Below are 20505 nucleotides of genomic sequence, written 5' to 3'. Positions count from 1 at the left end.
GTGGCGAACGCCCTGCACCTCGAAGACGATACGTTGTTTCTGGCATGCACCCGCCCGGCAATGATCGCCGGCGTGACCATGGAGGCTATGGGCGTCAACATCATGCTGACGACCATTCTTTACATCACCGCAGGATCGATCGCCTATGCGCTGGTCGGCGTCGCCTTTCATGTCCTGTTTCGCGCACTGGTCAAGCACGATCATCATATGTTCCGGATCCTGATCGCGTGGATCGAGACCCGGGGCCGCTCGCGCAATAGCGCCTATTGGGGCGGCGCGAGCCTCTCCCCCTTGCCGCTCACCCGCCGTTACGACGAAAGGGATTTCAGCTTTGCCTAGTATTGCGACGCTCCGGTCTCGAGAACTCGGCGCGGAGACCTTCATCCCCTATGTCAGGCATGTCGACGAGGCGACGATCGCGCTTGATTCCAGAGCGCTGATGACCATGATCGCGCTGGAAGGAGTTTCCTTCGAGACCGCCGATATCCGCGATCTTAACGGCCTGCACCGCAGCCTGAATACGCTTTACCGCAATATCGCCGACGAACGGCTGGCGCTCTGGACGCATGTCATTCGCCGTCGCGACAACACCTATCCCGAGGGACGTTTCGCCAACCCCTTCTGCGAAGGCCTCAATGCCAAATATCGCGATCGGATGATCGGTGAAGACCTTTTCCGAAACGACCTTTATCTTGCCCTCGTCTGGCATCCGGGCCGGGACGCTGCCGAAAGGGCAGCCAATCTTCTCTCCCGGCTGCGCAAGGCGCGCCGCTCCCGTATCGAACTTGATGAAGATGCCCTGAAGCATCTGCGCGACCGGGTGGCGGATGTGCTGGCCGGATTGCAGCGCTTCGAGCCACGTCTCCTCACCCTGCAAGAGCAGGGCGGCATCCTGTTCTCTGAACCGAGCGAAGTTCTCCATCAGATCGTCGGAGGGCGGCGTGAACCAGTTCCGCTGACGGAAGGAAGGATTTCTTCGGCGATTTATTCCGATCGGGTCATCTTCGGGCGCGAGACAGTCGAGATCCGTCACGAGGGTGAAAGCCGCTATGCCGGTATCTTCGGCTTCAAGGAATATCCGGCGACCACCCGTAGCGGCATGCTCGACGGCATCCTGACCGCCCCCTTCGAACTCATTCTGACGCAGTCCTTCGCGTTCACCTCGAAAGCTGACGCCCGCACGATCATGGGCCGCAAGCAGAACCAGATGGTCAGTGCCGGCGACAAGGCAGCAACCCAGATCGAAGAGCTAGGGGAGGCGCTGGACGAGCTCGAATCCAACCGCTTCGTTCTGGGAGAACATCACCTTGCGTTGGCGGTCTTCGCCCCTTCGGTCAAGGAGCTGAGCGACCACATGGCGAAAGCTCGCGCCTGTCTTACCGGCGGCGGCGCCGTCGTCGCTCGCGAGGACCTGGGGCTCGAGGCTGCCTGGTGGGCGCAGCTGCCCGGGAACTTCCGCTATCGGGCGCGCTCGGGGGCGATCACCTCTCGCAACTTTGCCGCTCTTGCTCCCTATCATTCCTACCCTGCCGGTCGGAAGGACGGCAACGAATGGGGACCGGCGGTCGCCATGCTCAAGACCGCATCGGGCTCACCCTTCTATTTCAACTTCCACCACAGCGATCTCGGCAACACCTTTGTCTGCGGCCCATCTGGCGCTGGCAAGACCGTGCTCCTGAACTTCATGTTGTCGCAGCTCGAAAAGCATGATCCCCATATGGTTCTCTTCGACAAGGACCGAGGCGCCGACCTCTTCGTGCGCGCAGCAGGCGGCAATTATATGCCGCTGAGAAATGGTATCACCACCGGTTGCGCTCCGTTGAAGGAGCTGGACCTCACTCCAGAATACAAGCTATTCCTCAACGGCTGGATCGCCAAGTTGGTCGGATCAGCATCTGGCGACCTATCAATAACCGACTTGCGCGACATCGCTTCGGCGGTCGACGGGGTGGCGGACCTGCCGATCGAGCGTCGCTCCATCGGTGCCCTGCGCACGTTTCTCAACAACACCGATCCCGAAGGAATTGCCTCTCGACTGAGGAGATGGGAGAGGGGAGGACCGCTCGGCTGGGTCTTCGACAACGAGGCCGACGATATCGGCATCGGCGCCAAGTTCATCGGCTACGACATGACCGATTTCCTGGACAACGAGGAAATCCGCACGCCGTTGATGGCCTACCTGTTCTATCGCATCGAGCAGCTGATCGATGGGCGCCGCATCATCATCGTCATCGACGAATTCTGGAAGGCGCTTCAGGACGAGGGCTTTCGGGATCTCGCGCAAAACAAGCTCAAGACCATCCGCAAACAGAACGGGCTGATGCTGTTTGCGACCCAGAGCCCGCGCGACGCCATCGCCTCGCCGATTGCCCATACGATCATCGAACAGTGCCCGACGCAGATTTTCCTGGCCAACCCGCGCGGCGACCGCATCGACTATGTCGATGGTTTCAAGCTGACCGAACGCGAGTTCGAGCTCGTCTCACGCGAGCTCTCCGTCGAGAGCCGCCGGTTCATCGTCAAGCAGGGGCACAACAGCGTCGTCGCCGAGTTGAACCTCAATGGCTTCGACGACGAGCTCGCCATTCTCTCGGGCAGGACGGCCAACGTGGAACTTGCCGATGCCATCCGATCGCAACTTGGCGACGGGCGGGAGGATTGGCTTTCCGTGTTTCACCACAGGAGGAGGACAGCATGATCCGTAACGGAACTATAGGGCCCTTGTTTGCATCTGCCGTCTTTTTCGCGTCGGCAATGCTGGCGTCTGCACAGGGCATTCCCGTCATCGACCAGACTTCGATCGCCAAGCAGATCGAGAGCATCTCGCAGCTCAAGTCCCAGCTCGATACCTTGAACCAGCAGCTCCAGCAGGCCCAGCAGCTGTACGGATCGCTGAACAAGATTACCAACATGGCTGACATCGCAAGCCTTCTGAACGAACCATCGATCCGCAAGGCGCTCCCACAGGATTTTAATGCGATCGAGGGCCTCTTCAAAGGAACCGGCAGCGGCGTCTTCGGCAGCTCCGCCTCAAAATTCCTCCAGGACAATTCCACCTATCGCACTGATGCCAATGATTTCTATGCGCAGGAGTTGTCGCGCATGCAAAACCAGAATGCGGGGCAGATGAGCCTCGGTCAGCAGATCTATGATGCCGCCACCAAACGCATCGAAGGCATCGACGAGCTGCGCCAGAAGATCTCCGGTGCAGCTGACGCCAAGGATGTCGCCGACCTGCAGGCCCGCCTCCAGGCCGAAACAGCCTTCCTGCAGAGCGACGTCCTTCGCATGCAGGCACTGCAGATGATCCAGCAGGCGCAGGTACAGGTCGATGAACAGCGAAAAGCCGAAGACTGGCGCAAACGCATGGACACTATGGGAGCGGCGCTCAAATGAAATGGTTTCTTCCCACCATGGCCGTCCTTTTCCTGTCGGCCTGCTCTGCACAGACGGAAGCGGTTTATACCGTTGATGAACTGGTTGCCGATGATGCTCTGCTCGCAAGGATCATCGTTCAATGCCGCAACAATCCGGGCGAGCTCAGCGATACCCCCAATTGCCGCAACGCCGAGGCGGCCGATGGCAAGCTGCGGCTCGAGCGGATGCGCCAGTCGCTCGGAGGCTAAGCGGTGTATCAGGTCTTCAGCTTCGTCGACGGACAGTTCAAGACACCGCTGGAAAACTTCATTTCCTCGGGCACCTCGAATATTGCGAGTTGGGTGAGCGGACCACTGACCGCGGCGCTGACACTCTATGTGGTGCTCTACGGCTACCTTGTTCTCCGCGGATCCATCCAGGAACCCATCCTCGAATTTGCCTTCCGGGCAATGAAGCTTGCCATCATCGTCATGCTGGTCAGAAATGCGAGCGACTATCAGACCTACGTCACCAATATCTTCTTCGACACACTGCCGCGCGAGATCTCGCAAGCGCTGAACTCTGGCACCGCACCGAGCGCGTCGACTTTCGACAGCCTGCTAGATAAGGGCCAAAAATGTGCCCACGAGATATGGTCCCGGGCCTCCTGGCCGGTCGACTTCGTCACCGGGATCGGCGGCATGATGGTCATCGGCGCGAGCTTCGTCGTGGCGGCTATCGGGTACATCGTTTCGCTCTACGCCCGGCTGGCGCTTGCGATCGTGCTGGCGATCGGCCCCATCTTCATCGCGCTCGCCATGTTCCAGTCGACCCGCCGGTTTACCGAGTCCTGGATCGGCCAGCTTGCAAACCTGGTCATCCTGCAGGTCCTGGTTGTCGTGATCGGATCGCTGCTGATTACCTGCATCGACACGACATTTACGGCGATCGAAGGCTATAGCGATGTCGTGATGCGTCCGATTGCGCTCTGCGCCATCTGCCTTGCCGCTCTCTATGTTTTCTACCAGTTGCCGGGCATCGCTTCGGCACTTGCTGCCGGAGGAGCGTCGCTGACCTACGGATATGGCGCTGCGCGCGATGCGCATGAAAGCACGCTCGCCTGGGCCACTTCCCGTTCAGCGACGGCGATCGGCCGCGGGGCTCGTTCGGTCGGCCGCCGCCTGGCGCCAAGCCGGATCGAGTGAAGGCTTCACCCTCAAGACAATTGGACAGGCTACTTTCCCATGATCCGTGTCGCTTTATTGCTCTTCCTGATCCCGAGCCTGGCGGCTTGCGGCTCGATGTCCCACCCTCTTCCCAAATGTGATGGCTATGCCCGCCGGCCGATGAACCGCTCGATGTGGCAATGGCAGGATAATAGAAGTGCAGAACAGCCCGCGACCGGGGCTGTTGCCGCACAGCCGGCGAGCCAGGCTGTTGCCTATGGGGAGGGGGCGCTCCCCTCAGCCGCACCGGCTGCCTTCGCGTCTTTCGATGTCGCCGGTTCCTATCGTCCATGCGGGGTCACCATATGGTAACCACGGATAGTTTGAAGAGTTATTTCGACAAGGCCCGACGGTTCGACCAGGACCGGATGATGCAGGTCGAGCGATCCGCTCGGATTGCGTGGTTCGTGGCAGTCTGCGCCGGCATCCTTGCAGGCGCTTCCGTGCTTGCCATCGCCGGACTCACCCCATTGAAAACCGTCGAGCCTTTCGTGGTGCGGGTCGACAACTCGACGGGAATCGTCGACGTGGTCTCGGCATTGACGTCGACGGCCGGCACCTACGACGAGGCCGTCACCAAATACTTCGCGGCCAAATATGTCCGTGCTCGCGAAGCTTATGTCTGGAGTGAAGCTGAGGAGAATTTTCGCACCGTCGCCTTGTTGTCGACGCAGCCGGAACAGACGCGATTTGCCGCTCTTTATCGCGGCAGCAATCCCCAATCCCCTCAGAACATCTATGGCCGCAGCGCCACCTCGCGCATCAACATCGTTTCCATCTCGCTGATCAATGCCAATGTGGCATCGGTGCGTTACATGAGAACCGTTACCCGCGGGGAGGAGGTGGCCACCACGCACTGGGTCGCAACCCTCACCTTCTCCTATGCCAACGCTCCGATGTCCTCGACCGATCGGCTGATCAATCCCCTCGGCTTCGTCGTCAGCGAATATCGCGCAGATCCGGAGGCGATCAATTGAGAGCCTGTTTCCTCCTTCCGCTGATCCTGGCCGGCAGCCTTCCTTCTGTGGCGGTCGCCCTCGAAACCCCACGTGGGGCGGCGCAGGACAGCCGCATCCGCTTCGTCGATTATCAACCCTATAACATCACCAAGGTTGTCGGCACGCTGCGGTCATCGGTGCAGATCGAATTCGCGGCCGACGAGGAAATCGCCCATGTGGCGCTTGGCAACAGTGTCGCGTGGGAGGTGGCGCCGGCCGGCAACATACTGTTCCTGAAACCCCGCGAAAGCCAGCCGGTGACAAATATCTCGGTCGTGACGACACGGCGGGACGGATCGACCCGCAGCTACCAGATGGAACTGACTGTCCGTGACGGCAGCGTCGAGGCCGGGCAGAACACCTATTTCTATCTGAAATATCGCTATCCAGCCGATGAAGCGGAGCGGCGCCGACAGGCGGCTGCTGTCCGCGCGCAGGCGGCACAGGCGGGTGAGGCCGATCACGTGCTTGCCCTTCACGAAGCCTACGGACCGCGCAATTGGCGCTACTCGGCGCAAGGGTCCCAGGCGCTCGAGCCACAGGCGGTCTACGACAACGGCAAGGTCACCACCTTCGCCTTTGCCGGCAACCAGGAAATGCCGGCGATATACTTGGAGAATTCCGATGGCACGGAAAGCCTCGTCCCCAAATCCGTCGACGGAAATCTCGTCCTCGTTCACGCGATCAGCCGCAAGTTCATCTTGCGCAGGGGCGGCGATGTCCTCTGCGTCTTCAACGAAGCCTACGATCGTATCGGCATCAATCCCGAGACCAACACGACGTCGCCGTCCGTCGAGCGCGTCGTCAGGGTGCCGCCTGCGGCAATGCAATAGGAGGTGTCATGGCAGCCGAGGAAGAGACCACCCAGATTGCGGGTGAGCGGGCCGAGACATCGACCGCGCGTCGGGTCGACAGCAATCCGATCGTCAAGCGAGGCGCCGTCGCTCTGGCAATCGTCGTCTTTGTCGCATTCGCCCTCTGGTCGATGCGAGAGCAGGACAAGCAATCCGGCAGCGGGCAGCCGGAACGGGTCGTCATCCGTCAGACATCGGACTTCGAGCCGGCGAAGGAGCCCGAAGAGCCGCTGACGCCGCCACCGGCGGCCCTGCTCCCCACGCCCGGGATAATCGAGAACGCGTCGACCGATAACGACAAGCTGCTCGATGCTGCGCGCCGCGCCCCTGTTATAGCCTATGGCGGCGAGAAATCGCCGCCAGCGCAGCGGCGCGATCAGGCTGGAGGTTCCGAAGAGACCTCCCCCTACATGCAGCTCGGCAACAATCAAGGCAGCTTCCCGCCGGAAGGCCAAAGCGATGACCAGCGCTTCAACCGTCTGCTGACGCCGACGCAATTGCAGGGTTCCCGTGCCGGTACACTGGGCAACCGCGATTTTATCGTCGCGATGGGAACATCCGTCCCCTGCGTCCTGGAAACGGCGCTCTCCTCCGATCAGCCGGGATTTACCAGTTGCGTCATCAACCGAGATGTCCTGTCGGACAACGGTCGTGTCGTCCTGATGGAAAAGGGCACTCAGGTGGTCGGCGAATACCGCGGCGGCGTTCGTCGAGGTCAAAAACGCCTCTTCGTCCTCTGGAACCGCGCCAAGACCCCGAAAGGTGTGATCATCACCTTGGCATCGCCGGCAACCGATGCTCTCGGCCGGGCCGGCGTCGACGGTTCCGTCGAGACGCATTGGTGGGAGCGTTTCGGGAGCGCGATCCTGCTGTCGATTGTTGGCGATGCGAGTTCCTATGCCAGCAGCCGGCTTCAGGACAGCGATGTCGAGGCGCAAAACACCACCAGCGCCGGGCAGCAGGCCGCCTCGATCGCCGTCGAGCAATCGATCAATATTCCGCCGACCCTCCTGAAACATCAGGGCGAACTGGTTTCGATCTTCGTCGCGCGTGATCTCGATTTCTCGAGCGTCTATCGGCTTCGCGTGACCGAACCTCGCAATCGCATCTACGACCGTGTCGTGCTTGGAGATTTCAAGCCGGATTCGAAGCTTGTGACAAAATAGGTTCGAGGATGACTGAAGCTGCCGATTCAGGTGTTGTCCGTGAATTGCTTTCGCCGCTCTCACGCTTTCTGCGCGACGACACGCTCTATGAGGTCATCGTCAATCAGCCTGGACAGGTCGTCACGGAAGGAAGAGATGGATGGCAGACACATGCTATGGCGGAGCTGTCTTATGATCGCCTGATGCGTCTTTCCCGGGCAGTCGCAAGCTTCTCCAACCAGTCTATCGACGAAACTCGGCCGATCCTGTCGGCGAGCTTACCGAATGATGAGCGGATCCAGATCGTCATCCCGCCTGCAACGACGAAGGGCACCGTCAGCATCACCATCCGCAAGCCGTCCTCGGTGTCGTTAACGCTTGAGGATCTCGATCATGGAGGATTGTTTGCAGATGTCGCGCCCGTTGACGGCTCCGGAACGCGACCCGATCAGAGGTTGGGTGAATACTTTCGGATCGGCGCCTACAAGGCGTTTTTACGGGAGGCCGTGCTCGCAAGAAAGAACATCATCATATCCGGCGCTACGGGGTCAGGGAAAACGACGCTATCGAAAGCTCTGATCCGCCATATTCCCCATAACGAGCGGATCATTTCGATCGAGGATACCGCCGAACTGGTCGTTCCGCAGCCGAACCACGTTCGGCTCTTCTACTCGAAGGGCGGCCAAGGGCTTGCCAAAGTCGGCGCCAAGGATCTGCTCGAATCCTGCCTGCGCATGCGGCCGGATCGCATCCTGCTGCAGGAGTTACGGGACGGAACGGCATTCTACTATATTCGCAATGTCAACTCGGGCCATCCCGGTTCAATCACGACCGTGCACGCCGATTCCGCACGCCTTGCCTTCGAGCAGTTGACGTTGCTGGTCAAGGAATCGGAAGGTGGCGGGAATCTCGAACGCAGCGACATTCGCGAAATGCTGACAGTTGCGATAGACATCATCGTCCAGTGCAAGCGCATCGGCGGACGGTTTCGGGTGAGCGAGGTCTATTATCGAGATGCAGTTGGGGGAGGCAATCGTACTGGCGTGGGGGCATTTTGAAACAGCGCTATGCGCAGTAGCAGGCGTCGCAGCGACGCGGGTGTTTAAGTGGCCAACCAACCGAGGTCGCCAGCTTTCCGATCCCAGAGGTGCCGTCGCCGACCGAATGGTCTTCATCTCATCTTTTGCTCTTCGTCCGCTGGTCGCCATATTCCACCAGAAGCGGTGGGTCTCGGAATGGGTCGAGACAGGGTACGCGGAAGTCAGCAAAGTCTTCCAGGTTGCGGGCGACAATGATAAGCCCGTGCGTTTTCGCGACGGCGGCGATGCCGGCATCCATGACATGCTTTTCCCTAGCGCCGACAAAAGAAGCCCATTCTTTCGTTGCCGCTGCGTCGAGACTGAGAACGCGATCGGGCCCGAAGCTGATTTCGAACGCGGCTATCGCATCCAACTTTGCCTGAGCCTTCTTCGGATCCTTTTTCATTTGGGCCTCGGCGCCTTTGCGTTTCTCGAAGAGCGTGAAAACGCAAATTGCGAGTTCGTTGTCGTCGATGGATCTCTTCCACGCAACGACGTTGTTGTGCGTGTCCATTGAACGGATGACAGACTCGTCGAGCAAATATTTAAGCACTCCGAGGCCTTGTCTCAGTCATCATCAAAAACACCGCTTTTAATAAGACTGGAAATTCCGCGTTTCAGGGACGTCGACGGATAAGGGCGTCCCTTTTTAGGATATGCCCGCGCGAAGTCGATCGCATGTTCAACTTGGTCACGCTTGAGCGAGGGAAAATCCTCGAGGATCTCCTCGATAGAAGCCGCAGGATACAAGGCAGCCACCTGATAAGCAGGAATATCGGTTCCCTTGATAAAAGGCTCTCCCCCTTTCATTTTAATTGACGCCTTGATCGTTTCGAGCAGCCTCAATCTCCTCTTGAGTTTGGCGTCGCTTTTTCGAAGATCCACGACGAGCGCGCCAAATCGCGCTGTTATGGCCTTTTCCGGAAGCCTCGACAGTTCGTCGTATAGACGGCGTTTGCCTACGCGGGACAGGGCTTCGCCGATTTCGCGATCCATCGATAGAAACCGCAGCTCAGCTCGCCCGAGAAGACGTTGAGCTTTTGGTCCGACTTTAGCCACGGTGGATTTGACGACCTTCTTGTCGATCGCGTTTTGAACATCCGTGGGAGAGCGATCTGCCAAGAAGCTTGCTTCCGTAACCGTAAATTCCATATTGCTCATGTCGATGGTCCTAATTCAACTCCATCTGGAGATGAATTAATATAGGTGTCGACAATCGATCAGGTCAAGCGACTGCCCCTAAACGTCGAGGAACTAACGTCCGATCGCACCAGCCAGGCTACGGACGCGCTCAAAGCAGCAGGATTGAACCAATTGCCATCTCGCAACAATTGAGCACCGGGTGCGCCAAGCTGCTCTTGGCAAGAAATCGGCTGCTGCGTATTAGAGCTCAATAGTTTAAGGCAAGCGCGGCATTTCACCCTCGGCCACACGCCAGATCCATGACGCCATCTCTGGTCTGGCGGCAATCATTTCGCTCAGGGCAACCTCATAATCTTCGTCCGCATTCGTCGGAACGATGAAAAGGGCCACGGGCGCCGGCCTTGGATCTGGTAATGTCACGGAGGCGATCGGCTGACCACGTGAAAGATCGAAGCGCAATCCTTTTTTGCTTATGCGCTTTAACCCGGAGAGCCGTTCGAGGAGCCGCTGTTCGTAGATGTTTTCGAACGGGATCCAGTTCTCGTTCACCACCATACACGCCATTTCCTCCACAGATGCGATCCCCGCACTCGAAATACCGAAAGTTGCGATCACGATAAGGTGGAAATCTGTGTTTGATCGCCACAGTTCCAGCTCGGTGTCATATCGTCCGTTCAACCGTTTCCATGCCCCCTCATCGATCAGGAGAGGGAAGGGGAGGTGGCGAACAAGGATTTTCTGGCCGTCGCGAACTGGCGAAAACTCTTTCACTTCTGCGACCATCACCATCAGCTTGCGCGGTCCGGAAGTATCTGCTTGGGCGCCAGCCAGCGTAGCAGCGCGCCGGGCGGAAATACCCTCCTTGTCTTCCTGGTGAAATACTTCCGGAATAAACAGGATATCGCTTAACGGGCCGCCGCGAACGATCATCTGTCTTGCCGCATTCATCAGACTGCTGCGAACGCGGGCCCAGCCTCGCCTGCCAGCCCATAACGACGTCCATTCTGTAAGCTCTGCCGTATCCCACAGATAATGGAGCATCGCTCGGAGCGAGAGTTTTTTTGGCTGCCTTCGCACAGTTTCCGTCGGCTCCGATGACGCGCTCGAGTTGGATCGGTTGCCGCGTTTCGACAGGGAGAAGTCGAGCTTCAGCATGGCCGCACCGGTTGCCGCATCGATCTGGATCGCGTTGCCGATCAAGGGCCCGAGGCCGGATAGTTCATAGGGCGGGTCACAGGAGGGACAAACCGGATCATGCTGCCGGCCTGAGAGCGGCATGCGCTTGACCAGGAACTGGCCGTCCATCCGGGCGATGTACATCGGCACCGGCGGTTCCCGACACCGGCAAAGTGGCCTGAGCTTCTGCTCGTAGGCGCGTGCGAGCTCTGACTGAAACTCTGGTGAGCTTTCTTCGAGCGCCTGATTGCCTATTACAAACTGTTTCACTTGCTCCTCGGGGTCCCTGCAGGGCTCAACAAGCCTCATAAGGAATTAGCACAATGATGGCGCTTTATACTAGCGCAAAATAGTTAGTATAGTGAATTCGAACTTTGCCGCTGGGGTTTTGATTCTCGCCATCGCCCGGCAGGTGCGCAAGGCGGCCGTTGGCAGGGTGAGAGAGGCAGGGAGGGGCCGGAAGAGGGGGCCGGGCAGGGCAAAAGAGTTTCAGCGCGGCGTCACTCCTCGCTATTAGAGGACCTGCCATGAATACAAACTCATTCCTGGCGGCAAACACGCAAACACGGCTGTGTCCTCGCAATCTTCCTCGCGCCGCGTACCTTCTACAGTCCAGATAACGCGACCGACAATCATGTGCCGACACTGCGCGAGGCTGCCATTCGATCTTTATCAGTCGTCCATGAGTGAGGCAGCATCATGTTATCAATCTCGGAACTGGCAGATCGTCTAGCGCTAAATGCAGTCGCGTTCTGCCGTCATTATCTGTCTGCAGGAAGGCGTGCCGGCAATTACTGGATCGTCGGAGATGCCAGAAACAAAGAGGGCCGATCACTCTATGTCCATCTGACGGGCCCGCGCGCCGGCCGGTGGACGGACGCGGCGACCGGCGAGTATGGAGACCTTCTCGATCTCATACGGGAGACGTGCGGGCTCCTCGATTTCCGGGATGTCGCGGAGGAAGCAAGGCGCTTCCTGAGCTTGTCCCAACCGAAAATGGCCTCGTCCGAGAACATCGATGTTAGCGAGCGCCGATTGGCCAACCGCCCGGCTGCGGAACGGGCTCGGCGCCTGTTTGCCATGACACAGCCGCTCGCCGGCACACTTGCCGAGGGCTATTTGCGCGATCGTGGCCTCTTGCAGGCGACAGCTCATTCGGCGCTCGGATTTCATCCATCCTGCTACTATCGTGACCTTGCCACGGGCAGCACGGAGGCCTATCCCGCACTCATTGCCGCTGTGACCGATCCTTCCGGCACAGTCACCGGCATTCATCGCACATGGCTCGATCCGAGCGGCGGCAAGGCCAAGGTGGCCGATCCGCGCCGGGCGCTCGGTGGCCTTCTCGGTAACGCCGTCCGCTTCCGGTTTCCGCCCGGTGAGCCTGTGCCGGTCCTGGCCGCGGCTGAAGGCCTCGAAACGGTGCTATCGCTATTGGAGGTGATGCCAGGCATGCCGGCGGTCGCTGCACTCACAGCCAATCACCTCGCAGCCTTTTGCCCTCCTGCCGGATGTCTACGCCTCTACATTGCTGGCGATGCCGATGCGGCGGGGCGGCAAGCAATCAAGCGACTGAGCCGTCGCGCTCAGGCACTTGGTATCCTGCCGCTTGTCCTCGCCCCTGAACTCGGCGACTTCAACGAGGATCTGCGCTGGCTCGGGGCGGACCGGTTGAAGGCCAACCTGCGGGCACAGCTTGTTCCAGGAGATGCAGTGAACTTCCTGACCCCGTGAGGCAGACCGAAGGGCAGGCGGCGGTGGCGGTGCTGGCAGCTGGTGAAGGCCGCTCAAAAGCACTTCCTCCAGCCGGGTTCGCCTGCGGGCCTGTCGGGAGGCGACCTTTACCACGCGGCAGCGGGCCTTCAGCGGATCAGTCAGGTTTCTTCCCCGCGCCGGCTTTGCCGGCGCTCCTCGCGGGTCAAGAAACCTTCCTTCTACCGCCCGGCGCTACGCTGGGCCGCAGCGCTTTGCGCCGCGGTTCCGACCCGTCTCCGCGTGAGCAGGATCGCCGTCAGGCCGCGCGAGGCGCGGTCGCAACCGGATGGAGATCCTCATGAACTTGCCCCTTCCCATCGACGATGCCATCGAGCCTCACCACGCGTCCTCCCCGACGGACCACGTCATCTACGAGATGCAGCTTCACGGCTATCGTCCTTTTCAGGACGAGCCGGACCCGCGGCCGCTGCCCGAAGAACCGCTCGTCCAGTCCGGCTTGACCGCAATCTTCGACGCCTTGTTCGAGATGCTCGGCGGCACACGGCTTGAGCCTGATCTCGAAGATTTGTTCTGGTCGATCCCCAATCTGTTTCATCGCGCAGGCGAACGCATTCAGCGCGAGCTCGACCGCAATGAGGTGGCGCAGCGTACTGGCCAGCGCGAGCAGGACGGCTCGGAGGTGAAGAGCGTCGAGCTCGAACGCCTCATTGCCGAGGGCATCACGTTGCTGGAGCGCCGTAATGCCTTCGAGTTCATGCGGGACTATGCGGCCGATCTTTTCGAGGCGCAGACCGGTTCGGCCTGGCGGCCGCGCACCGGCTCCAAGGTCAACCACGCCCACGTCACCGCGGCGATGATCGACTCCCGGGACTTCCTCTCTGCACGCCGGCGCGCCGAAACCGAAGTGTTGATCCCCGCCGGCACCAAGATCGTCTTCTCAGGCGGCATGGACTACAACGATCATGAACTGATCTGGGCCAGGCTCGATCAGGCCCACACCAAACATCCCGACATGGTCCTGCTGCACGGCGGCTCGCCGAAGGGCGCCGAGCGCATAGCCGCCTGCTGGGCCGAGGCCCGCAAGGTGACGCAGATCTCCTTCAAGCCGAACTGGACGAAGCACGCCAAGGCTGCTCCCTTTCGCCGCAACGACGAGATGCTCTCCGTCATGCCGGCCGGCGTCATCATAGTCCCGGGTTCCGGAATCACCGGCAACCTCGCTGACAAGGCACGCCGTCTCGGCATTCCGGTCTGGGAGATAGCGGAGGATGGCGCGTGAGCGCCATTTCCTCCGGCGGCGGCCCCGATTGCAATTGAGATCGCGTTACAGATTGCACGGGTGCGACCAAGGGCCCATTCAGGTCGTTGGCGGGTGGAGCCGCGTATCGAGGCCAAAGGCCTCTTGAAACTTCAGCGTATAGGCGTCCGCCGCTTTGTCGGCCAGAAAAATCAGGTTCCAGCTGTATGGAGAGACGGCGCTCGGGATCGCCACGAAACGGTGGCGTCGAAGCAGATCGTCGCCGAAGGCTTGCTGGCCGGCACCGGGAATACCAGGACGAAGCCAGTTGGGATTGGGTACGCTTGCCGGATCGACGACATGGACATCGCCAGCATCGGCAATGACGGCGGCGGTTATGATATGCGCCACGGTGTCGAGCGCCCGGAAACCCTTGTGGACAGCGACCTCGAGGATCGCTGTCGCGGGATCGAGCGAGCAGTAGACCGCGCGAACCCCCTTGCTGTTCCAGCGACCGCCGACCCTGTAGGCGCCTTCCCCGCTATCCCACGTCGGCGCATGGACGGCCTGATCGAGCCGCCACGCGACCAGCCCGGTCCCGCCGAGCGCGACTGGCAGCAGGGTCATGCATAGACGCCATATTCGAGACGATCGAGATGGTCCTCGACAAGTTCGACGCCGGCAGGTGTCCCCAGAAGATCGATCGGCCGGCGCTGGTCAAGACCGACCGCTGGACGTTCCAGCCATTGTTCGGCTTCTGCTTGGGATCCGAAGATATCCGTTGCTTTTGCCAGGATCTCGGCAAATTTCCATGTACGGCCACTCTGTTCCTGGCTGAGGGGTTTGGAAGGCGTGTCCTTCCGCCGCTGCCATGTGCGAAGGCTCATGCCCACCGCCTTTTCCAGAGACTCGTTCTTGCCAATGACAACGAGCGTGCCGACAAGATGATCGAGCGCTGATGCGGGCAGGCCATGCAGAAGTAGTTCATGAGCGTCGAGTGCGTTGGTCAGGCGACGCGACAGAATGCGCGAGCCGCCGAGCAAGGCTTCGATTTTTTGCAGTTCACCACCGACTGCTGCTGAAGACGATGCTTTTGCTGCGACGGTCATGATCTTTCTCCTGCGTCACCTGTCGCGAATTATATGTCATGTGTCGCGGTCGATTTCAAGGGTGGAGGATGCGGCGTGTCCGCCGTACCCGGGTTCTATTTCGCCGGCGAGCCGGCTCCACCAACCGCGCCGGAACGGGTGACGATCCCTGCGCGATGATTGCCGCGATCCTTTGGCGTCAGCTCAGGTCATGACAGGCGCCGTCGCAGTCGGTATGTAGCCTTTCCGGTATTTCCGACGTGCGAGGCCTAGAAAATGTGCCACGGCTTCCTGTTCGGTCGCGAACACGTCGGTCCTCTCGCTGCCACGCCTGCCGATCCGCCCCCAGCTTCGAACGACCGCAGTTTCGCCGAACAAGGTCGGTCGGATGGCGAGCACGTAATAGCGCGCCATGTTGCGGCTGGCATCGATGCGGCGACAATGGAGGTGGAAAGATACCTGGCTCATGTCGAGAATCTTCCCCACTGGGACCGGCCCCGTCCAACGAGAGTTTTGAATCCTTCCCAGCCGATCGATTCCAGTTTGTGATGTATTGACGCGTCAGGACCTGCAAGCAACATCGGCAAAGCCGGCCCCGGGAGATTGGACGGCTCCCCGGGGCACGATGGTTTGGTGTTCGGCGGAGAACGCCGGATCCGCAGCCGGCACTGCTGGGCGTGCCCGTCAAGATCCGGCATTCGGCCTCAGAGCGGCAGCTCCAAACGGCATTGCGCATGGCCCGAGCGTCGATGCGACGGCTGCGTCGATTACATCCGGCCGATCGATGATTGCGCAGCTGGCACGCGCTTCACGCCTTGTCGTGGCCAGGACCGACGGGAACTTGAGTGGCGGTGGGCATTTCAAAACCCCTGGCTCTCTCGCAACGCGCGATAGGGGGGTGCCATGATGGTCTGTCCCGCCCTTCGGTCGCATCCGGGCCATTCCCGTTCTTTTCTGTCGCCTTTCTAAGGGACCGGCCGCCACCAGCGTCAACCCGCAAGGGGTTCCCCTGCGCTGGCGCTCCGGTGACGCCTGCAGCTCGGCCCCTTCTTCGGGCGCCATCGGGAATGGTCCCGAGCAACCGAAGGAGACATACAATGGCAACCACCATCGCAACCCTGACGCAGAAGACCGACGGAACCTTTGAAGGCATCTTTGCCACCATCCGGGTCAACGCCCCGATCGCAATTGTCCCTAACGCCGGCAAGGCAAGCGAGGAAGCGCCTGACTACCGCATCATCCATCGCAAGACCGGCTTCGAGATCGGCGCCGCCTGGAACCGCATCGCCCGCCAGACGGGTGAGGAATATCTCTCCGTCAAGCTGGAGGCACCTGAGATCGGCGTGATCTTCGGCAACGTCGCCCAGGCTCCTGGCGGTGATCCCGGCAAGAAGGTTATCCTCTGGAACAGCCCGGCGTGAGCCGGGCGGCCGGCCCCGTCACCGGGGCTGGCCGCTCCTGCGGACCAGAGATCGGATGCGGGCACCCAAGCCCGCGTCTGATAAAATTGTGCGATACGGAGAGGAAAGGTCTGCTCAGTCGGTCCGAGGATGCCATGGCGGCATGAAGGCCTCAAGGACGAGCGGTGCCCCCAATTTTGTCTCCGCTCCGGTCCCCTGCGCTCCGATAAAATCGGCACCCCCACTCGCCGGCTGCGCCGGTCGCGTTCCGCGATCCTTGACCCCTCCATCCCGCCATGACCGCGGGCGTCGTCTTTCACAACGTCAAGGAGACGACAATGACCACTTGCATCGACGAAGTCATCGAGCTGCTGCGCGCCGAACTGCTAAACGCCGAACCGGGCGAGTATCGGCAGATCGAGAGCGAGCTGGAACTGGCGCTGGCCGAGCGCGAGGTGATCTGGGCCGAGCAGGACGGCCGCATCAGCGCCGAGCCTCCGTTCTGACGGAGGCTTATCGCCATGTCCGGAAGCCCGCCGGCCGGATCGACCCGCCGCCGGGCTGTCGGGGACTTTATCCCTCGACACTCCCGCCGGCTCGCGCCGGAAGTGGTCGCGTCCCTTTCGGGGCCGCGGGTCTCTTCTCTCTCTGACGTCCCATTTTACTCCAGCAAATCCGGCGTGAAGGACGGCGCGGTCTCCCCCAATTTTTCCGCCGCTACGCTGCGACTTCGCTCTGGAAAAATCGGTTCCCCCGCTTGCAAGCCGCGTCCCGCGGTCCTTGACCCCTCTTTGCAACAGAGTGGCCGATCTCCGTCATCAACGAAGGAGATCACATCATGACAACCGTGCAGAACCTTACGCTTTACACCAGGCTTGCCGGCTTCCGGCTCGTCGTCCTGGCAAACCGCCTCGGCTGCGACAGTGATTTCTCCCGAGAACTTCATGATCGGCTTGTCGATGGTCTCGATGCGGCAATTGCCCGGATCCAGGCCATCGCGGCATTGGAGCGCATGCTTGTTGCCGGGGACGATGATTTTGCCGCCTATCGGCTGGAGGGCGAGATCGCGATATTCGCACGCTTCACCATCAATCTGGTGGACGATCTCGAAATCGATCGCGACACGCAGGAATTCCGCGTCAACGGCGGCGACTGGACAAATGCGCTGGCCGCCGATGCCGGTGGCGTCGAGGTCAACTATCCGGAGCTCGCGGTCCTGACCCCAGACGAGCTCGGCTCGCTTGCACCAATTATCGAGGACGTCATGAGGGAAACCGGTATTCGGATTAACGCCGTGCGGGCCACGCGATGAGCTGTAGCTAGGCCCCACATGTCGAGGCGTCGCACTCCTCTCCGGAAGCGTCTCGATGTTAGTTTCCAAGTTACAGCAATCTTGTAAATGCCGTACATCTAAGCAGTGCTGCAATAAGGAAGCCCACATGGCTAAATCAAGCGGGTCCTATTCGACCAGCGATCTCTCGCGTAAGTCCGGCGACATTATCGCCGAGGCGCTGCGCCGCCCGGTGACCATCACAAAGCGGAATAAGCCCCGCCTCGTTCTCCTCAATATCGAAGATTATCAGCGCCTGATAGGGCTGTCCGCCCGGCGCACCGTGGGCACCATTGAAACAATGTCCGATGAACTGCTCGCCGAGTTCGAAAGCGCCGTCGAAGCCTTTGCCGATGAGGACGAGGCAGGCCGTTTGTGAGCTACGAACCGGTCCAGACCGCCAGCGTCATTTGCTATCCGCATCTACGGCGCGGGAGGCTGGGCATGGTGAAATGGAAGGGCGCAAGGAGCGGCCGGTCGCCGTCGGTGTGAGAATGCCGCGGCCGGGCGGTGATCTGGTTTTCTTCTTTCCCATCACCACAAAGCAGCCAGAGGCATCGCAGTTCGCCGCGGAAGTGCCGGCGATCGAAAAGCGCCGTGCCGGCCTCGATGTCGACCGCAGGCTTTGGATCATCTTTGATGAGTTCAATACCGACGGTCGTCGGAAACTCATTCTATCTTGAACCCGAGCTGCCAACCGGCCGCTTCAGCAAGGCATTCTTCCGGCCGCTGCTGCGTGGAGTCATCAGTCGTCGCAGGTCTGCAAAGGAGTCGTCCTGACCTTCGATGGCGATAGTTGTACGGAAATCAGGTAGCAACTGACACCAGCTCCGAATTCTCGGCTTCGAAGCGCATGTTAGGCAATTAGCCGCTCGAAATACTGAGCAGCCGATCGAAGCCGTTCCATCGATCCTGATTTCTCGGTGCGTTATTTGGGGCATGCTCTACAAGGCCTTGCCGAGGCGACGTCAAGGAACCTATGCGGATATTGGCAGGGCAACTGTTCGCCGGATCTTGTCTGAGAAGAGGGCTAAGCCCGGCTGAGTAGCCTTCAGAGTGGCGTAGAAGCTCTTGTTCGATTGGCCGGCGAATTGAAATGTGTTTCCTCCTGTCTTATCTTGATTGCCCGATGGTATGAGCGCTGTCTAATGGACTAGGTGCTTCATCTGGACCATTGAAATGGCTGTTCAACTAATGTAAAGGAAATCTGGCTAGGATAAGCGGTATGAGCTACAGGGTTGCCCATCTTGATTCGCGCAAACGCGCTCTCGAAAAGCAAGAGAGCCGCGATCGTGACCAAGTGCGCCTCGATAATGGTTCGGTAAGCCCCGCTCAGTTGCGCCGCGAGAACTCAGCGTTCGCTGAACTTCCCCTTCATCGTTACAAGATGGTTGCTATCGGCGGCAAAGCATTGGCTCGCTCCTAAGAGAGAGCCGGAGATGATTGTCGACGGTGACGAAGATGCAGAGCCGCATCTTACAGCAGAAGAAGTTCAAACACTTCTCGGATTTGTTCAGCGATTTAATCCGGTCATAGTTGGCGGGCAAGCTGTTAATATTTGGGCCGAACTTTATCATGGCATGGACGAAGAGCTCGATGGCCTCGGCGAGTTGACGAGCAAGGATCTTGATTTCTATCATAACCGGGAAGCCGAGCGCGCGCTTGCAAACAGCCTAGAAGACGGCCTTCTGGAAATACCCTCCGGTGACAACCACACCCCGAATGCGGCAGTCGTAAAGGGCAAGCTTGGAAATCGTGACATAGTGGTGGACTTTCTTGCCCAAATCAAAGGGGTCGAGGGCAAGTCCCTCCTCGAAAATTCAATCACGTTTGCTGATGCTGAAAATCCAGAAGGCATTTCCGTCACATTGATGCACCCCCTGGACTGCGTTAGGAGCCGGCTGAGCAACATCAATATGTTAGGTCGGCGAAGCGATCACTCGTTGCGGCAGGCTGTTGCGAGCTTGTTGATCCTAGAATGCTACATCGAAGATCAACTGTCAGATTTGGAAAATAAGCCGGCGGTCAAACGAGCTCTCACTGCCCTTCGGGAGCTTGAGTTCATTGTCCGTGACTTGCATATCGGCAAGACAACAGAACGCGAGTTCGGCGATCAACTTAGGCCCGTCTCGATCCTCCAGAAATACCGTGAAGACGAACGTCTTGATGTGCGAGTGCGCGAGCATCAGCTCCAGGGCATTCTGGAAAGGTTGGAAGCCAAGCAAAACGTTGCCGGTCGGCGTCGAAAGCGCATAATGAACGTGTCTGACGATTCTGATACTGAACCAGAGCAACCGGCACCGAGGTGGAGCTAAATCAATTGATGGTTCAGCCGGCCTTCAAAGTGTCGGCGCCCGGAGCCATGTGGACCGTCTTAAACAGCTACCTCCCAGAGATGCCGATGACGATCGGCCATCCAGGCGCGCCGAATTCTATTTGCCAACGCTGAGCCGCACTCTGCCGTGGTGATCGGCCGCTCAGCCTGATGGAGCGTGCGAACGGCGCAGCGTCGACGGTCAAAGTCTTTGAAAAGCCAGAGCTGCCCGTCGGCACCATCGCCGTTCCGGCGCCGCCGCACCACGCCGAGACATGCGGTAACCGCATGACGACATTGAGCGCCGACTGCTGCTGTTCGAGCGCCGAGATCCGCCTCCGTATATCATCGATGTCAGCGCCGATCTCGGCGCTCTTCCGTTTCAATTCATCCGTAACAAGAACCATACGCAACATCTCTTAAATTAGGATCGTACTGATCC

Annotated in this window: 25 protein-coding genes and 1 pseudogene; 19 read left to right on the top strand and 7 right to left on the bottom strand. The window is 59.7% G+C overall.

Annotated elements, in window-relative coordinates; genetic code table 11:
• Genes ACQ7C1_RS21945 through virB11 form a run of 10 tightly spaced genes read left to right on the top strand, consistent with a single transcriptional unit; the run spans nucleotide 1 to nucleotide 8638 of the window.
• A complete protein-coding gene (locus ACQ7C1_RS21945) occupies nucleotides 1-339 on the top strand; it encodes a type IV secretion system protein VirB3 (protein WP_430959767.1) in 339 nt (112 codons plus the stop codon).
• Nucleotides 332-2698 carry a VirB4 family type IV secretion/conjugal transfer ATPase gene (locus tag ACQ7C1_RS21940; RefSeq protein WP_430959766.1) on the top strand — a complete coding sequence of 789 codons (2367 nt, stop codon included), beginning with the start codon at nucleotides 332-334 and terminating at the stop codon, nucleotides 2696-2698. Before ACQ7C1_RS21945 ends, ACQ7C1_RS21940 begins: the two co-directional genes overlap by 8 nt.
• Nucleotides 2695-3396 carry a P-type DNA transfer protein VirB5 gene (gene virB5 / locus ACQ7C1_RS21935; RefSeq protein ID WP_430959765.1) on the top strand — a complete coding sequence of 234 codons (702 nt, stop codon included), beginning with the start codon at nucleotides 2695-2697 and terminating at the stop codon, nucleotides 3394-3396. The genes ACQ7C1_RS21940 and virB5 overlap by 4 nt, the downstream gene beginning before the upstream one ends.
• The gene (locus tag ACQ7C1_RS21930; RefSeq protein ID WP_183705062.1) at nucleotides 3393-3626 is read left to right on the top strand and encodes an EexN family lipoprotein; all 234 of its coding nucleotides are present in this window, start codon (nucleotides 3393-3395) and stop codon (nucleotides 3624-3626) included. The genes virB5 and ACQ7C1_RS21930 overlap by 4 nt, the downstream gene beginning before the upstream one ends.
• 3 nt (nucleotides 3627-3629) lie before the next feature.
• On the top strand, nucleotides 3630-4562 hold the full coding sequence (locus ACQ7C1_RS21925; protein ID WP_430959764.1) for a type IV secretion system protein: 933 nt from the start codon (nucleotides 3630-3632) through the stop codon (nucleotides 4560-4562).
• 39 nt (nucleotides 4563-4601) lie between these two features.
• Nucleotides 4602-4895 (top strand): hypothetical protein, encoded by a 294-nt coding sequence (locus tag ACQ7C1_RS21920; protein WP_259666920.1) that lies wholly within the window; start codon nucleotides 4602-4604, stop codon nucleotides 4893-4895.
• The gene (locus ACQ7C1_RS21915) at nucleotides 4889-5560 is read left to right on the top strand and encodes a virB8 family protein (protein WP_430959763.1); all 672 of its coding nucleotides are present in this window, start codon (nucleotides 4889-4891) and stop codon (nucleotides 5558-5560) included. Before ACQ7C1_RS21920 ends, ACQ7C1_RS21915 begins: the two co-directional genes overlap by 7 nt.
• A complete protein-coding gene (virB9, locus tag ACQ7C1_RS21910) occupies nucleotides 5557-6414 on the top strand; it encodes a P-type conjugative transfer protein VirB9 (RefSeq protein ID WP_430959762.1) in 858 nt (285 codons plus the stop codon). Before ACQ7C1_RS21915 ends, virB9 begins: the two co-directional genes overlap by 4 nt.
• An 8-nt stretch (nucleotides 6415-6422) precedes the next feature.
• Complete coding sequence (gene virB10, locus ACQ7C1_RS21905) at nucleotides 6423-7601, top strand: type IV secretion system protein VirB10 (protein WP_430959761.1); 1179 nt, start codon at nucleotides 6423-6425, stop codon at nucleotides 7599-7601.
• A gap of 8 nt (nucleotides 7602-7609) precedes the next feature.
• On the top strand, nucleotides 7610-8638 hold the full coding sequence (virB11, locus tag ACQ7C1_RS21900) for a P-type DNA transfer ATPase VirB11 (protein WP_430959760.1): 1029 nt from the start codon (nucleotides 7610-7612) through the stop codon (nucleotides 8636-8638).
• Nucleotides 8639-8756: 118 nt separating this feature from the next.
• Here virB11 and ACQ7C1_RS21895 read toward each other — a convergent pair whose 3' ends face one another.
• The 3 genes from ACQ7C1_RS21895 to ACQ7C1_RS21885 form a co-directional block, all read right to left on the bottom strand.
• A complete protein-coding gene (locus ACQ7C1_RS21895; protein ID WP_430959759.1) occupies nucleotides 8757-9212 on the bottom strand; it encodes a PIN domain-containing protein in 456 nt (151 codons plus the stop codon).
• A 14-nt stretch (nucleotides 9213-9226) separates the two neighbouring features.
• A complete protein-coding gene (locus ACQ7C1_RS21890) occupies nucleotides 9227-9820 on the bottom strand; it encodes a DUF433 domain-containing protein (RefSeq protein WP_430959758.1) in 594 nt (197 codons plus the stop codon).
• Nucleotides 9821-10057: 237 nt separating this feature from the next.
• A complete protein-coding gene (locus ACQ7C1_RS21885) occupies nucleotides 10058-11248 on the bottom strand; it encodes a DUF1173 domain-containing protein (RefSeq protein WP_430959757.1) in 1191 nt (396 codons plus the stop codon).
• A gap of 429 nt (nucleotides 11249-11677) precedes the next feature.
• Here ACQ7C1_RS21885 and ACQ7C1_RS21880 point away from each other — a divergent pair, with 429 nt between their 5' ends.
• A complete protein-coding gene (locus ACQ7C1_RS21880) occupies nucleotides 11678-12712 on the top strand; it encodes a DUF7146 domain-containing protein (protein WP_430959756.1) in 1035 nt (344 codons plus the stop codon).
• A 319-nt stretch (nucleotides 12713-13031) separates the two neighbouring features.
• Nucleotides 13032-13973 (top strand): DUF2493 domain-containing protein, encoded by a 942-nt coding sequence (locus tag ACQ7C1_RS21875; RefSeq protein WP_430959755.1) that lies wholly within the window; start codon nucleotides 13032-13034, stop codon nucleotides 13971-13973.
• Between the two features lie 78 nt (nucleotides 13974-14051).
• Here the strand turns inward: ACQ7C1_RS21875 and ACQ7C1_RS21870 are convergent, their stop codons facing one another.
• The 3 genes from ACQ7C1_RS21870 to ACQ7C1_RS21860 form a co-directional block, all read right to left on the bottom strand.
• Nucleotides 14052-14558 (bottom strand): RES family NAD+ phosphorylase, encoded by a 507-nt coding sequence (locus ACQ7C1_RS21870; RefSeq protein ID WP_221113616.1) that lies wholly within the window; start codon nucleotides 14556-14558, stop codon nucleotides 14052-14054.
• A complete protein-coding gene (gene parS, locus ACQ7C1_RS21865) occupies nucleotides 14555-15040 on the bottom strand; it encodes a type II RES/Xre toxin-antitoxin system antitoxin (RefSeq protein ID WP_183705080.1) in 486 nt (161 codons plus the stop codon). The genes ACQ7C1_RS21870 and parS overlap by 4 nt, the downstream gene beginning before the upstream one ends.
• Nucleotides 15041-15223: 183 nt before the next feature.
• Nucleotides 15224-15487, bottom strand: coding sequence for a WGR domain-containing protein (locus ACQ7C1_RS21860; protein ID WP_430959754.1), 264 nt, complete (start codon nucleotides 15485-15487; stop codon nucleotides 15224-15226).
• A 629-nt stretch (nucleotides 15488-16116) separates the two neighbouring features.
• Here ACQ7C1_RS21860 and ACQ7C1_RS21855 point away from each other — a divergent pair.
• From ACQ7C1_RS21855 to ACQ7C1_RS21825, 7 genes and pseudogenes are all read left to right on the top strand, one after another.
• Nucleotides 16117-16440, top strand: a complete 324-nt coding sequence (locus tag ACQ7C1_RS21855) for a DUF736 domain-containing protein (RefSeq protein ID WP_221113613.1) — start codon at nucleotides 16117-16119, stop codon at nucleotides 16438-16440.
• 317 nt (nucleotides 16441-16757) lie between these two features.
• A complete protein-coding gene (locus tag ACQ7C1_RS21850; protein ID WP_176536392.1) occupies nucleotides 16758-16925 on the top strand; it encodes a hypothetical protein in 168 nt (55 codons plus the stop codon).
• Nucleotides 16926-17257: 332 nt separating this feature from the next.
• A complete protein-coding gene (locus ACQ7C1_RS21845; RefSeq protein ID WP_430959753.1) occupies nucleotides 17258-17731 on the top strand; it encodes a hypothetical protein in 474 nt (157 codons plus the stop codon).
• A 127-nt stretch (nucleotides 17732-17858) separates the two neighbouring features.
• Entirely contained in the window at nucleotides 17859-18128 is a 270-nt protein-coding gene (locus ACQ7C1_RS21840) for a type II toxin-antitoxin system prevent-host-death family antitoxin (RefSeq protein ID WP_430959752.1), read from the top strand.
• Nucleotides 18125-18529, top strand: a pseudogene (locus ACQ7C1_RS21835) (hypothetical protein). Before ACQ7C1_RS21840 ends, ACQ7C1_RS21835 begins: the two are co-directional and overlap by 4 nt.
• Before the next feature lie 445 nt (nucleotides 18530-18974).
• Nucleotides 18975-19175 carry a hypothetical protein gene (locus tag ACQ7C1_RS21830; protein WP_097601279.1) on the top strand — a complete coding sequence of 67 codons (201 nt, stop codon included), beginning with the start codon at nucleotides 18975-18977 and terminating at the stop codon, nucleotides 19173-19175.
• A 13-nt stretch (nucleotides 19176-19188) separates the two neighbouring features.
• On the top strand, nucleotides 19189-20064 hold the full coding sequence (locus ACQ7C1_RS21825; protein ID WP_430959751.1) for a hypothetical protein: 876 nt from the start codon (nucleotides 19189-19191) through the stop codon (nucleotides 20062-20064).
• 67 nt (nucleotides 20065-20131) lie between these two features.
• Here ACQ7C1_RS21825 and ACQ7C1_RS21820 read toward each other — a convergent pair whose 3' ends face one another.
• Nucleotides 20132-20470: a hypothetical protein gene (locus ACQ7C1_RS21820; RefSeq protein ID WP_221128644.1), complete on the bottom strand. Its 339-nt coding sequence runs from the start codon at nucleotides 20468-20470 to the stop codon at nucleotides 20132-20134.
• Nucleotides 20471-20505 lie beyond the last annotated feature (35 nt).

Origin of the sequence: Rhizobium sp. Nf11,1 (assembly GCF_050587665.1) — a bacterium.
Taxonomy (GTDB): Bacteria; Pseudomonadota; Alphaproteobacteria; order Rhizobiales; family Rhizobiaceae; genus Rhizobium.
The sequence above is the reverse complement of the archived record's forward strand: the minus strand, read 5'-3'. Positions and strand labels throughout refer to the sequence as shown.